Origin of the sequence: Sphingobacterium paludis (genome assembly GCF_004364125.1) — a bacterium.
In the GTDB taxonomy this organism is placed as follows: Bacteria; Bacteroidota; Bacteroidia; order Sphingobacteriales; family Sphingobacteriaceae; genus Sphingobacterium; species Sphingobacterium paludis.
Genome location: NZ_SNZV01000007.1, coordinates 42,715 through 56,196 on the forward strand (window position 1 = coordinate 42,715; position 13,482 = coordinate 56,196).

The following is a 13,482-nucleotide window of genomic DNA, read 5'->3' on the forward strand; positions in this document are numbered from 1 at the left end:
ACCTTCCCTTTCCCTAACCGCGACAGTTATAATTGGAATATAAATGTTAAGGGCTAGAACTAAGCAGCGCTACCTGACAGGCTCATACCAACTTTTAAACTCTTTTGCGAAATCTCGGCTAACTACGATTTCTTTTACATGCTTTACAGAGCGCTTTAATTGTACCAGAATGCGACCGTGCCTTGCAGCCTCATAACCCAGGATGATATCCCGGTTAACCAAATAACGACGGCTTACCTTGAAGAAAAGGTTTGGATCGAGGCTTTCTGCCAATGTATCTAATGCATAGTCAAATTCATAAGTAAATCCACCTTCTTTCAACATGCAACTACGTCCTTGAGCAGAAGCTTCGAAAAGACCGATACTTTCCACGAGGATGATTTCTTTGCGAAAGCCTACACGAACATCCAGAGCCTTTAAGTAGGGATTTAAAACCCCTGATCGTTCAAAGTCCGACAGTTTTTGTTCGGCAGAATCGCATGCTTGCGCGACTAGCCCATACCTACTCGATGTGAAAAGGCAAAAATCCACCAAGAACCACACCGTGTAAACCAGATTAATGACAATGAGAAAACTGAATAGCATAGGATGCAGTATAATAGCAAACCTTCTCGTTGCAGACACATCGCCAGTATAAAAAAATAGTGCAAGCGACAGAACGCCTGTGAGCATGACACTTGGCAACACGACTATGCTTAGCGCCTGCGTCGTTAACCTAGAAACGAAATGTAGCGGCCAAGGCATGCGCCTATCAAAAAATAACACTATTTTTTGGACGCTTATCCATAGCGCTAGGAGAAGCAGATACGTAATTACGAGCGCGGGGATGGCATAGACATGAATGGCACTGTCGCGCAAGCTTTCTAAAAAAATGGGATAGGTATAACATGCAAGAATGAAACTCAGCAAACACTGCAACGATAAAGGAACGTAAGACAGTTTAACATGATCACGAAACTCATAAGTTAACTCTTTCAAATGCATACACGTTATAGTTAAATGAAAAAATTGGTTAAGCATCTTTGCGCTACTGCTAAAGTAGAAATTCCATTTTATTAACCCATATGATTTATAAATTTCGTTAATAGATTTTAGACGAAATGCATCAGGTGCCCTAGAAAACTACGCGGAGCACACCGCTGAAAGGGATTTGGAATTCGTTTTCCGCCGGACGTCACCGACCCATCGAAAACAACTGTTATTCAATTGGTTAAATTAACAATTATAAGTCGCATTGATGGACGTCGACTATCGTTCAGGAAAACATCACAAGACTGTTGCAGCAGGCATGCTGTCGTTTTAAAAAGCGATATGAATAGCGCATCGCCATGGTTAATCTGCACAAAAAGCGCACATAAGCATATGCAAAAAAATGACACCTGTATTTTTCTTGCATAGTATAAGAGGGTTTTTTACGGCCCTACACGAAACCTTGGTAACTATACGGCAGTAGATGGAGCTAATAACGGCCCGCGCTGTAGCAACTCTAAATGGCTTTTACGCCAAAGCCGTGAAGCTTAGCGGTCCATTTACGACTATAATTATTATCTAGTTGATGGAGATGGCCTATCGTCGCTGTATTGACCGGGTGAAAATGCACACGTTTAAATACATCTTTTTTTATAGCCATAAAGTTAGCCTTTTTTTCAAGCGACCATTCCTCAAACAATCGCTCGTCAAGAATCGAGACAATACGAGCAGACCGGCCCTGCAGCGTTCGATTTGTCCACGCATGGATAGCATGCTCCGCTTGGTTGAACAGCCGTTCAAAAAAACCACTTACCTTGGACGGAATGTAGGTGGCAAATACAGGACAGAATAGCACAACGTGATTCGCCCACAGGATCTGTCGCCAAGCGGCTTCCAAATCAGTTTCTAATCGCGCTGTATGGCTATGCGGAAATTGCCTATTGAAATTAAAAAGGTGATCGGCAATGGCAATAGTTTTTACGCGGTGATTCCCATCTTTAGCTCCCATGGCATAGGCATTGATCAAAAACTCGGTCGCTTCTGTCTTAAATAAGTCGCCATTAATAATGAGAATGTTCTTCATGTCGTTCTGAAACCTGGAATGTTGTTGTACAACTAGCCCCTTAATCCTGCTGGATTATACCGGCAAAAATACAATAATAATCGACAATTTAAGCGGGCAACAGGCATTTACAGGGCTGATTCTTTCCTGATTCGGCACAGAAGGCATGCGAACGTAAAAGGGTCGCTGGATTGGCTTGTATAGCCCAGCATTTTGAATGCAGGCCTTCACATCTGAAGCCTGCTTTTAAAGGGCGTTATTACATTTACGAGAAATGCTCTAGCAAGATCCAAGCACGAAATAGACGAGGTATCGAGGGAAACACATCCATATAACCCCTCCCGTCAAAACTGATTATATTTTCGGGCGGACTTGTCTGCCAAAAATCCAGCAATCGTTTTGGTTAACCACGATTCACTTTGGTAGCCTTTTTTCGAAGTCTTATCGCTACCAGAGGGTAACATAGCACCTACTTTTTCGGTAAGCACGGCTGTAGTTTCTGGAAGCAGCGCCTGTAGGCCTATGGCTAGCTTTGCGTTCAAACTTAAGGTGATGTTTCGCTTCCGATCTTCGATGCCCGCAATAATTGTTTTTGCTGCTACGGCAGCATGTTGCGACAGTAGCGGCAACGAATCTGCCAGCTTAAACCAGGCGTATTCCGCTTTATGCTTGCCTTTGACATCTATATTTCGAGGGCTGCCAGTACGCATGAGGCTTGGCACAACGGTAGTCACCCGCACATTTTCCTGCGCGAGTTCAGCAGCAAAGCCTTGCGAAAGCCCGACGAGTGCAAATTTACTCACACTATACGGCAACATATGCGGCACCGACAATTTACCACCAATGGATGCAATGTTGACAATATGACCTACCTGCTGCGCTCTGAAATGTGGCAGAATAGCTTTCGTAGTAAATAAGCTCGACCAACAATTGGTCTCCATAATGTGTTTGTAGTCTGCAATTTCCATGGTTTCTTCCGGCCCTACTATCATCGCCCCAGCGTTATTTATTAAAACATCCACGCGGCCGTAATGCGCTATTACCGCTGCGACCATGTCTTCTACCTCAGCTGCTTGGCTGACATCCGCGGTAACGGTAAACACTGTACCCCCGGCAGCTTGCAGCACGGCCTCCGCTTGCGCGAGGTTTTCGGCATCGCGGGCACACAACGCCAGCATAGCACCTTTCTTTACCAGTTCTTGCGCAAGCGCAAATCCCAGACCGCGAGATCCTCCTGTGATCAGGACAACGTTGCCATCAAGATTTTGCTTCCTACCCGAGCGTGATACCTTATCCATGACCACGCGTGTTGCAATAGCAAGCAATGCTATTTTAAGCGTACTCGATAGTATGTTTGTTTTCATCGTATACATTTTTGGAGTTCGTTTACCTTTCTATAAAAACGAAGGTGGGCAAAAATAGTTCGAAAAAAAGAAGCCGATGATTCACCGGCTTCTTGATCGTATTACAGCTTGTTACGTAGTCGGATAGTTTCGCTATGGCTTCAGCACCACCTTAACACAATCTTCCTGTTTCTTTTCGAAAATTTCATAGCCGAAAGTGGCTTCCGAGAGCGGCAAGGTATGGGTAATGATATCATCCAGCACCACTTTATCTTCTTTAACCAGATCGATCAGCTTATCGATGTAGTTCAAAACCGGCGCTTGACCTTGCTTGATGGTGATACCCTTGTCGAAAATGCGATGCAATGGAAAATTATCGTAGGTTGATCCGTATACACCGACGATGGAAACGGTTCCCATACGCCTTACCGCTTGGAAGCAGAGATCCAACACTTTCATAGAGCCCATTTCAAAGTTGACGGTGGCTTTCACTTTATCCAAGAAATTGCGCTCGGGCTCAAACCCGACCGCGTCAACACAGACATCTGCCCCTCGTCCTCCGGTCATTTCGCGAATAGCTTCTACGACATCCACGTTATTCGGATTCAGTGTATCGACTTTATTGACCGCCCGCGCTTTGTCCAATCTGTAGTCCAAGGGGTCGATAGCGATAACGCGGCTCGCACCATTTAACCAAGCAGCCTTCTGCGCCATAAGCCCTACTGGTCCTGAGCCAAAAATAGCGACTACCTCCCCGCCTTTGAGCTGTGCCCAATCGATCGCAGACCATCCTGTAGGAAAGATATCGGTAAGAAATAGCGCTTGCTCATCACTTAGATGGTCGGGTACAATACGCGGGCTGATGTCTGCATAGGGTACACGAACATATTCCGCTTGGCCGCCAGAGTACCCTCCATAAAGGTCCGTATAACCAAAAAGGGCTGCCCCTTTCTGGTCCAGCATATCGCCGTTGGGTCCGTAATGTTTATAGTTTGAATTTTCACAGGCTGTAGATGCTTCATGATTACAAAAAAAACATTGTCCACAGGCTATCGGAAAAGGCACAACTACACGATCTCCCTTTTTCAGCTTGGTAACTGCCGAACCCACCTCTTCTACAATACCCATAAATTCATGACCCATAATAAGCTCTTCTTTTTGAGGGACGGCTCCACTCAATATATGAAGATCACTGCCGCATATTGCGGTCGATGTGACTTTTAAAATAACATCCTGTGGATCCAAAATCGATGGATCCGCTACCGTATCTACCCGGATGTCTCCGGGTTTGTGAAACACTGCTGCTTTCATAGTTTATCGTGATTATGTGTAAACAATATGCTGCTATCCCTTGACCACTGCCGTGGAATAGCTGCCATTGTTTGAACGTAGATTTTACCTTTTGGTTCTTACGTCTAGTTTTTGATCGATTTATTTAAACAGACAAGGGGCTTTAGCCCCTTGTCCAAAAAAATATCCGCGCGGCGATATTAAACCGCAATGTGCGTGGTTTGAGGTTCACGGTCCCAATTTCGATGCTGCGCTATGGCCGCTATGAATTTCTCTGGTTCGGCATCTACCAATATCGCTTTGTCGTTTGGAAAATCTTTCGCAGCAGATTTTTCAAACAATGCTTTCGCGCGCCCCTCGAAAGCAATGGCTTTACAATGTTTAACGGCTTCATTGATAAATTTAAACACCTTCCCCTGTTTCGCCAGTGATGTTACGCTTTCTTCTCCGCAGGGAATGTAAACCGCATCAAATAGCACGCTCTCCGTAGTCGGCAATGCTGCGTCTACCTTATGCTCCATACCCTTGTTACACGTGATTACTCCACCTTTTGGCGCAATCAATTTGACTATTGCTTTTTCGGCCAACAGGGCAGCTTGCATTTTTCCGAAACCGTCCATGTCGAAGCCATTGTCTACCAAAACGGCAACTTGGCGCGTAGCAATTGGCGACAGCTTTGATGTCTCTTGACTTAAAGCCGGAGATTTTTCTAAATAGACCACTGGTTTTCCTGGCTGGTGGGCTTCTACATCTTCATCAGCGCCAACATTGCGATTCACAGGTCCTTCAATTTCGGATGGAATCGCTAAACCGATACCTTCTGCCACACGCTGCGCCAGACCATTGTCTATCTGATCAAGCAAATACAACATTCTTGATTTTATGGCATCAATCGTGCACTTCCCTAATTCAAAGGTATAAGCGCCGATGATATGCTCTTTTTCCCAGTGGGATAGACTGCGGTATAGCAACGCCGGTTGGGAGAAGTGATCGCTGAAACTTGCTGAGCGTGTGCGCACTTTATTTCCATCGATTCGTTCTTCATAACTTGAAAAGCCTCCATCAGCTATTTTGGAAAGAAATGGACATCCTCCGCCCATCGAATTTGGATGGTACGCTACCTTTCCCTTATTGATAGTCGTCCGCATCTGTGCATCGCGCTGGTTATTATGTACCGGCGCTACAGAACGGTTGATAGGCAGCTCGTGGAAGTTAGGGCTGCCGAGTCGGGAAAGCTGCGTATCGGTATAAGAAAACAAACGCCCCTGTAGCAGCGGATCATTGGTGAAATCTATTCCCGGCACAATATGCCCAGGGTGAAAGGCCACTTGTTCAGTTTCCGCAAAGAAATTGTCTGGATTTCTGTCTAATGTAAGTTTACCTACGATTTTTACCGGCACCATTTCTTCGGGGATAAGCTTCGTCGCATCCAAGAGGTCGAAATCAAATTTATGTTCGTCTTCCTCTGGAATAACTTGCAAGCCTAGTTCCCAAGAAGGATAATTGCCGCTTTCTATGGCATCCCAAAGATCCCTTCGGTGAAAATCAGGATCTGCTCCGTTTATTTTCAACGCTTCATCCCAGGTTACAGAATGCACGCCCAACATCGGTTTCCAATGAAAGCGAACAAAATGCGCTTTACCGGCATCGTTTATCAGCCTGAACGTATGAATGCCAAACCCTTCCATCATGCGTAGGCTGCGGGGAATTGCGCGATCGCTCATGGCCCACATATGGTTGTGCAACGTTTCCGTCGCGAGGGACACAAAATCGTAAAACGTATCATGTGCTGATGCCGCCTGTGGTATTTCATTATCCGGTTCAGGTTTTACCGAGTGGATCAAATCAGGAAACTTCATCGCATCCTGAATAAAAAATACCGGGGTATTATTTCCGACCAAGTCAAACACGCCCTCATCCGTATAAAACTTCACCGCAAAGCCACGTATATCCCGCGCGAGGTCAGCCGACCCTTTGCTACCTGCCACGGTGGAAAACCGAACAAAGACTGGCACCTTCTGACTGGTATTTGTTAGAAAGGAAGCTCGTGTAAGGGTGCTCAAATCTTCGTAAAGCTCGAAATATCCATGCGCACCACTTCCTCGGGCATGCACGATCCTTTCGGGGATACGTTCATGATCAAAATGGGTGATCTTTTCGCGCAGTATAAAATCTTCCAACAAGGTAGCCCCTCTGCTCCCTGCTTTCAAAGAATTTGCATCGTTGTTGATCTTTAGTCCCTGATCGGTGGTCATAGGTTGGCCGGCATCATCTTGCGTAAAGTTGGCGAGATCCTGCTGTTTTGATAACTGGTCAGTCTTTATTGTGCTCTTCTCCATTTCGCTATTGATTTATGTTTCCTATCGAACAATAATCGCATGGCTTCGTTCACTTAAGTTCTTTATTATATCATTTAAATATACGTGGATAGGCGGCGTAGCGATTTTGTGACAAAATCGATCAGGATCTCGCTATACAAAGAAAAAAAAGAAGGCTCCCAATCGAACCTTCTTTTCTAATCTAAAATTTAAATATAGCGTTGCGCTTTCAAGCTCGCGAGGCTTTGTTATTCCTCTTTATCTGCCGCTAGATAATCTATTATGGCATCATTAAAGGCGTCGAGATCTTCAGGCGTACGACTTGTAATGAGGTTGTCGTCCACGACAACTTCGCTGTCTTCCCATTCCGCTCCGGCATGCACCAAGTCCGTTTTGATGTTTTTTACAGAGGTCAGGCGTTTGCCACCCACGTACCCATTTTCTGTCAGAATAAGTGGGCCGTGGCAGATCGCTGCGATAAGCTTGCCCTCATCTATAAACTTGTTCAGAAAAACCACGCTTTCTTCGCTGACGCGTAATTTGTCTGGATTCAACACGCCACCGGGCAGAATGATACCGCGGTAATCAGCGGCATTTGCTTCCGTTACATGGACATCTACGGGAAAATCCTTTCCCCAATCGGTCTTGTCCCAAGATTTGATGCTACTCTTGTCATTTGGTGATATAATATGGACCTCGTATCCCTGCTCTTCAAGTTTTTGCTTTGGCGACGTCAATTCCACTTCTTCAAATCCAAGTTCTGTCAATATTGCTATTTTTTCTTTCATCACGTTGTTTTTTTGTTACCATGAAACGAACGCCTATGAACGTATAAAGTTTTGATCGAAATAAATTCTAAAACGTACCTTTGCAGGATGTCAACTGATTTAATTTCGCAAGATACCATTGTCGCACTTGCCACATCCTCCGGGGCAAATGGCGCTATTGCAGTCATTCGACTATCGGGTTCGGAAGCCATAGCGATAACAAATGCGGTATTCAAAGGGAAAGATCTCCTCCAGCAAGCTTCGCATACGATTCACTTCGGTACAATTCGTGACGGTGAGGAAATAATAGATGAGGTACTGGTTTCTTTATTTATAGGGCCAAACTCCTATACCAAAGAAAACGTCGTCGAAATCTCGACACATAATTCCAAGTATATCGTTGAACGCCTTATTGGTTTGCTGCTTAAAAAAGGCGCGCGGGCGGCGCGGGCCGGAGAGTTTACTTTGCGCGCATTTTTGAACGGCGGTTTAGACCTATCCCAGGCGGAAGCTGTTGCCGACCTCATCGCATCTACCTCTGCGGCATCGCATCAAGTGGCTATGCAGCAAATGCGCGGTGGCTTTTCCAATCAGCTGAAAAAATTACGGGAAGACCTTGTTCATTTTGCATCGCTAATCGAGCTGGAACTGGATTTCGGCGAGGAGGATGTAGAGTTCGCGAATCGCGATCAGTTGAAGTCGCTTATTCTCCATATCGAGCAGGTTATTCGTAGACTCATATCGTCGTTCGAGCAGGGCAACGTGCTGAAAAACGGCGTTCCTGTTGTTATCGCTGGTAAACCCAATGTAGGGAAATCTACGTTGCTTAACGCGTTATTGAATGAAGAACGGGCCATCGTTTCTGATATTGCAGGGACAACGCGGGATACCATAGAAGACGAAATCAATATCCAAGGTATCACGTTTCGTTTTATCGACACCGCCGGCATTCGGGAAACGCTGGATGTCATCGAAGCAAAAGGCGTCGAACGCACCCGTGATAAGATGAAACAAGCACGGTTGATTATTTACTTATTCGACCCCACACAAGACTCACTGGAAACTGCCCAGCAACAGATCACAGAACTTTCTGCGTTAAACATTGCATTTGTAACGCTGATCAATAAATCTGACCTGCTCTCGGCGGAGCAACGCCGCGACTTTGAAGTGTTGACTCCCGTATATATATCGGCAAAAGAACAGGTGGGTATCGAAGAATTAAAGACAGAGCTGCTTCGCCAGGTAAACCTGCTCCATATACAGACCGACGATGTGCTGGTAACCAACATCCGACACGTAGAGGCGCTACAGAAAACGGAGGACGCTTTAGCACGCGTGCGCTATGGCATAGATAATCCCGTGACGTCTGATTTCTTGGCCATGGATATTCGGCAGGCGCTGCACCACCTCGGTGAAATTACCGGCAGCGTAACAACCGATGATTTGCTGGAAAACATCTTTTCTAAGTTTTGTATTGGCAAGTAGTTGCATATTACTGGATATAACTAGATATTAGTAAATAAATATAAAGCATTGAAGATGAATTATTTTCAATGCTTTATTGTTTGTAATGCATTAGCTTTGAAACGATGCATTTTTAATGGATTTGTACGTGGTTTGTATTTTTTGATTTTGCCACGTACATGACGTACAAATTTTAAAAACTAATATCTTATGAAATCTTACAGAGTTACGCTACGTGAGCAAAAGAACAAGTCAGGTAGAACCAGTCTTTACTTGGACATCTACCCACCGATTTACGATGAAAAGAAAAAGAAAGAAACGCGTCGTAAGTTTTTAGATCTTTATCTGTTTGAAAAGCCGACAAACAAGATCGAACGTGAGCATAATAAGTTCACTCTAGTTAAAGCCAAACAGATAGAGAGTGAATGGCAAATGGATCTGCTAGGTCAAACGCTTGATATGCCATTTATCTCCAGTAAAGATTTAGACTTTCTAGCATACTTTAAAAGTATCGTCAAGAAACGGTATACTTCTAAAGGAAATTACGACAATTGGTTGTCAACGTATAACTATTTGGAAGACTATACTGACGGACAATGCCAAATGTCTACAATTGATGAAGCCTTTTGTCAAGGTTTCAAAGATTACTTGGATAGCTGCTATACAAAGAAATCTTCCGCTTATAAACTATCTGCCAATTCAAAATACAGCTACTTCAATAAATTCCGTGCAGCTATCAAGCAGGCAATGGAAGATAAGCACCTTCACTATAATCCGATTTTGAGAATTAAAGCGTTTCCGCAAGGAGAAAGCTTCCGTGAATTTTTGACACTGGATGAAGTTAAAAAATTGAAAGCTGTCCGCTGTGACAATCCCGTTCTGGAAAAAGCTGCATTCTGGTCGATCCGTACGGGTATGCGCTGGGGAGATTGTATGAAGCTAAAATGGGAAAAAATACAGTATTCAGAAACGAGTGGTTACTTTATTCGTTATTTTCAAGGAAAAACACAGACTTGGGAAACACTGCCGATCACAAATGAAGCAGTAGCGGATTTAGGAGAGTTTTCTAAAAATCAGTCCGATCTTGTTTTTAGTGGATTGACTTATAGCTCCCATAATAATTTTCTGCTTGCAAAATGGGCAATGAATGCCGGTATTAATAAGCATATTACCTTTCATTGTTTTCGCCACACCAACGCTACGTTATTGATTAGTGCTGGAGAAGATATTTATACGGTTTCAAAAATGTTAGGACACAAAGAGCTCAGAACTACGGAAATATATGCCAAAGTGTTAAATTCAAAGAAGGTTGAGGCTGCTAATCGTATAAAATTTTAATGTTATGAATAAATTATCAGGAAGATTCTATGTTATATTAATTACAGAATGGATTGGGGTAAATGAATCCCTAAGTTTTGAATCTCGTTATAAAGTTCTGAAAGCGACTATCGGTATTCTGATAAACGACATGCCTCTTGAAGATATATGGAGATTTTATCGGAAAAGAGAGATGTTTTACGGTAGTCTTAGACTACTAACTATGTTTTCTTTGCTGATGTTTCTTTTTCAGTTGTATAATGACTTTTACAGTTACTTTTTTCAACTTAGTCCCTTATTGGTGACTTCATACGTGTGTACATTGCCCATTTTGAGACCTGGGTATCGGTATTCTGACATATGGGAAGATAAAAGTGAATTTCTCAATTTAGTTCGCTCAAAAGATATAGAAGATTATAAAATGCAAAAAGATAATTTTTGGAACTATAAAAATATAAATGCTGAAGAACGGGTATTAACATTGCACAACCATTTTAATTTCGATATTATGGTTGTGCAAACGCCGCAACGAAGACGAAATCCGGAATATGATCGGTTTTTTCGGAAAGTGGAGGCTGGTAGATTTTTTCATGGAATTCCACCGGAAGAGTACTTCGATATTTCGAAGGATTTCGTCTTTATCTTAAAGAGCAAGATTGATGGTCAAGAATATTCATTCTCGTACGATACTATATTCAATAAAATCAAGAGCGATGTGGTGCAGTCCCTGAATGCTGAGAAAGGAAAAAAGGCCTACTTAGACCCATCGTTATCGTTTGATGCTAGAATCCAGTCTTTAATGTGTTGCGAAAACAGCTTTAATCTCCTTCCTATGCGGAGTGTGATTTTGTTCTTTGATCCTTTGCGTCTCCGTAGTGATTGTGATCCAAAGCTAAAGAAGTTCGGTTTGACGGATGAGCAATTTATTACTTTTATCGTTTCCAGATTTGTTGAAAAAGATGGAGTGGACTTAAATCTAAGTTTAAACAAGGACGCTAACAAGGGCTTTGCAGCAACATTTTTCCATCATTTCTACGTCTATTCGACGAAAACAACGGGTGAACCGAAGAGAAACGGATTGAAAAAATATTATATTCTTCTATCGAGTACCTTTTGCGAATTTAAAAAAGAAAAGACAGACAATTTTGCATCGACAGATCTGGAATTGATCGGAAACCATGAGTCATATCAGAAATCGGTAGAAATATGACTTGTATGATTGTCAAACTCAATTTTATATTTATTTCGATATTTTATAATTAGCTGAGGCGCGTACCTATATCCATTATTATTGACTCAAATTAAGTCATATAATACTATGGAATACAGACAGAATCCCTTCCTGTTTTTGGAACAGCGCCTTAATCGAATCGAAGATTTGATTGGCAATTTAAATCAAACTTTTGCTAAATTACACTTAGACGGTGTACGTGAAGACCGAGAACCTGAATTTATAGACGCCGTCGAAGTATCCACTATTGCGAAAGTCAAACTCAATACCATTTACGCGTATAACACACGTGGTACCATTCCCATTTATTCTTCGGAAACACCGATTATCTACAAACGCGATGAAATAGTCGAGTGGTTGGGTAATGGCAAGAAGTTAACTCCAAGGCTTGAAAAGCTAATGGAAGAGCGGAAGTTAATAAAAAAATAAAGCAGGTTCTGCTAAAACCTGCTTTACAATTTCTTACGGATGGGTGTCCTTGATTTCTCTATTCAAAGATAGGGCATACCATCCATTTACACAAATAATATATGATGAAAATGGATAACATCTATCACTTCGACCATGAATCGGAGTCAATTTATAATCAGGTGCACCGCTACATTACCGAACGGTACAAAATCTATTTCAATGAACTTAGTTTGTCATATGAGATAGCACCAATGACGGATATGTTGCAGATACACGAAATGAATGAGAATTCGCTGCTGATCGAACTGGATCAGGCCGGTATAAAGATCAGTCGCGAGAAATTCATTAACTATTTGAAATCTTATAGAAAAATATAATCCTATTCGTAGGTATTTTGAATCGTTACCTGTTTGGGATGGGTTCGATTACATCAAACAATATTGCAGCTATGCCAAAACCGATAACGACGATCTCTACTATTATCACATGAAAAAATGGGCTGTTCGCGCAGTCAAGACATCGCTCATACCCGATGAAATCAATAAGCATGCAATAATTCTGGGAAACGGCCTACAAAACGCAGGTAAGAGTACGTATCTGAAAAAATTGATGCCTGTATCGTTGCTAAAATATTACGGTGAGAATCTTTCACTGGATAAGGACGGAAGAGTCAAGCTTTGTAAAACATTTATAACCAATTTGGAGGAGTTACAGTCGTTGAATAGGCACGATACCGATAAGGTTAAAGCAATGATTTCGCTGCAAACCGTCAATGACCGCTTGCCTTTTGACAAAAAGAATTCATTTCTGAGCCGCACATGCAGTTTTGTGGGAAGTACGAACAAATCTGAATTTCTAATTGATGAAACGGGAAATGTGCGCTGGATCGTCTTTGAGATATCCGGGAGAATCGATTACGAACGCTACAACATTGAGTTTGATGTCGATAAGTTTTGGACGCAAGCCTATCATATTTTTCAACACGTGCCAACCTTCAATTCAGCGTTGACGGCAGAAGATGTAAGAATAAACGAAGAGCGAAATGAGCGCTTTATGATCCTGTCTGTAGAATGTGAAGGGGTACTCAAATTTTACGAAAATAGTGAGGATATGGATGATTTCAGGACAGCTACGGAGATAATCTCCGAACTTTCGTTGATAGGAATGAAACTGAATAGCATAAGGATGGGATCCGCTTTAAAGAAATATGGATTTCAACGAGTGAAACATGCCCAAAGGCAAGTATACGGCTATTTAGCTAAGCCGAAATTCACTGATTTACCCATTAAGTTTTAAAAAATATCAAATA

At 42.6% G+C, this 13,482-nt stretch carries 12 protein-coding genes; 6 read left to right on the forward strand and 6 right to left on the reverse strand.

The annotated features are described in order from the left end of the window. Window positions 1–69: 69 nt before the first annotated feature. The 6 genes from B0I21_RS14260 to B0I21_RS14285 form a co-directional block, all read right to left on the reverse strand. Complete coding sequence (locus tag B0I21_RS14260) at window positions 70–978, reverse strand: LytR/AlgR family response regulator transcription factor (RefSeq protein WP_208292358.1); 909 nt, start codon at window positions 976–978, stop codon at window positions 70–72. A gap of 508 nt (window positions 979–1,486) precedes the next feature. Then, on the reverse strand, window positions 1,487–2,053 hold the full coding sequence (locus B0I21_RS14265) for an NAD(P)H-dependent oxidoreductase (protein ID WP_133641160.1): 567 nt from the start codon (window positions 2,051–2,053) through the stop codon (window positions 1,487–1,489). Between the two features lie 323 nt (window positions 2,054–2,376). Next, window positions 2,377–3,396 (reverse strand): SDR family NAD(P)-dependent oxidoreductase, encoded by a 1,020-nt coding sequence (locus tag B0I21_RS14270; RefSeq protein ID WP_166637862.1) that lies wholly within the window; start codon window positions 3,394–3,396, stop codon window positions 2,377–2,379. A gap of 132 nt (window positions 3,397–3,528) precedes the next feature. Next, the gene (locus tag B0I21_RS14275; RefSeq protein WP_133641162.1) at window positions 3,529–4,686 is read right to left on the reverse strand and encodes a zinc-dependent alcohol dehydrogenase; all 1,158 of its coding nucleotides are present in this window, start codon (window positions 4,684–4,686) and stop codon (window positions 3,529–3,531) included. A 179-nt stretch (window positions 4,687–4,865) separates the two neighbouring features. Further along, window positions 4,866–7,004: a catalase gene (locus tag B0I21_RS14280; RefSeq protein WP_133641163.1), complete on the reverse strand. Its 2,139-nt coding sequence runs from the start codon at window positions 7,002–7,004 to the stop codon at window positions 4,866–4,868. Window positions 7,005–7,231: 227 nt separating this feature from the next. Then, window positions 7,232–7,771 (reverse strand): type 1 glutamine amidotransferase domain-containing protein, encoded by a 540-nt coding sequence (locus B0I21_RS14285; protein WP_133641164.1) that lies wholly within the window; start codon window positions 7,769–7,771, stop codon window positions 7,232–7,234. An 87-nt stretch (window positions 7,772–7,858) separates the two neighbouring features. Between B0I21_RS14285 and mnmE the strand changes: the two genes are divergently transcribed. From mnmE to B0I21_RS14315, 6 genes are all read left to right on the forward strand, one after another. Next, entirely contained in the window at window positions 7,859–9,235 is a 1,377-nt protein-coding gene (gene mnmE / locus B0I21_RS14290) for a tRNA uridine-5-carboxymethylaminomethyl(34) synthesis GTPase MnmE (RefSeq protein ID WP_133641165.1), read from the forward strand. A 189-nt stretch (window positions 9,236–9,424) separates the two neighbouring features. Then, window positions 9,425–10,552, forward strand: a complete 1,128-nt coding sequence (locus B0I21_RS14295; RefSeq protein ID WP_133641166.1) for a tyrosine-type recombinase/integrase — start codon at window positions 9,425–9,427, stop codon at window positions 10,550–10,552. Window positions 10,553–10,556: 4 nt separating this feature from the next. Then, window positions 10,557–11,741 (forward strand): hypothetical protein, encoded by a 1,185-nt coding sequence (locus B0I21_RS14300; RefSeq protein ID WP_133641167.1) that lies wholly within the window; start codon window positions 10,557–10,559, stop codon window positions 11,739–11,741. Between the two features lie 108 nt (window positions 11,742–11,849). Beyond that, the gene (locus B0I21_RS14305; protein WP_133641168.1) at window positions 11,850–12,191 is read left to right on the forward strand and encodes a hypothetical protein; all 342 of its coding nucleotides are present in this window, start codon (window positions 11,850–11,852) and stop codon (window positions 12,189–12,191) included. A gap of 101 nt (window positions 12,192–12,292) precedes the next feature. Next, the gene (locus B0I21_RS14310) at window positions 12,293–12,550 is read left to right on the forward strand and encodes a hypothetical protein (RefSeq protein ID WP_133641169.1); all 258 of its coding nucleotides are present in this window, start codon (window positions 12,293–12,295) and stop codon (window positions 12,548–12,550) included. A gap of 4 nt (window positions 12,551–12,554) precedes the next feature. Next, window positions 12,555–13,469: a virulence-associated E family protein gene (locus tag B0I21_RS14315; RefSeq protein ID WP_262708493.1), complete on the forward strand. Its 915-nt coding sequence runs from the start codon at window positions 12,555–12,557 to the stop codon at window positions 13,467–13,469. The last annotated feature ends 13 nt before the right edge of the window (window positions 13,470–13,482 follow it).

Coding starts and splice junctions, on each gene's coding strand:
- B0I21_RS14280 (WP_133641163.1), bottom strand. CDS start 7,004: ATGGAGAAGAGCACAATAAAGACTGACCAGTTATCAAAACAGCAGGAT.
- B0I21_RS14285 (WP_133641164.1), bottom strand. CDS start 7,771: ATGAAAGAAAAAATAGCAATATTGACAGAACTTGGATTTGAAGAAGTG.
- B0I21_RS14295 (WP_133641166.1), top strand. CDS start 9,425: ATGAAATCTTACAGAGTTACGCTACGTGAGCAAAAGAACAAGTCAGGT.
- mnmE (WP_133641165.1), top strand. CDS start 7,859: ATGTCAACTGATTTAATTTCGCAAGATACCATTGTCGCACTTGCCACA.
- B0I21_RS14305 (WP_133641168.1), top strand. CDS start 11,850: ATGGAATACAGACAGAATCCCTTCCTGTTTTTGGAACAGCGCCTTAAT.
- B0I21_RS14300 (WP_133641167.1), top strand. CDS start 10,557: ATGAATAAATTATCAGGAAGATTCTATGTTATATTAATTACAGAATGG.
- B0I21_RS14265 (WP_133641160.1), bottom strand. CDS start 2,053: ATGAAGAACATTCTCATTATTAATGGCGACTTATTTAAGACAGAAGCG.
- B0I21_RS14275 (WP_133641162.1), bottom strand. CDS start 4,686: ATGAAAGCAGCAGTGTTTCACAAACCCGGAGACATCCGGGTAGATACG.
- B0I21_RS14270 (WP_166637862.1), bottom strand. CDS start 3,396: ATGAAAACAAACATACTATCGAGTACGCTTAAAATAGCATTGCTTGCT.
- B0I21_RS14310 (WP_133641169.1), top strand. CDS start 12,293: ATGATGAAAATGGATAACATCTATCACTTCGACCATGAATCGGAGTCA.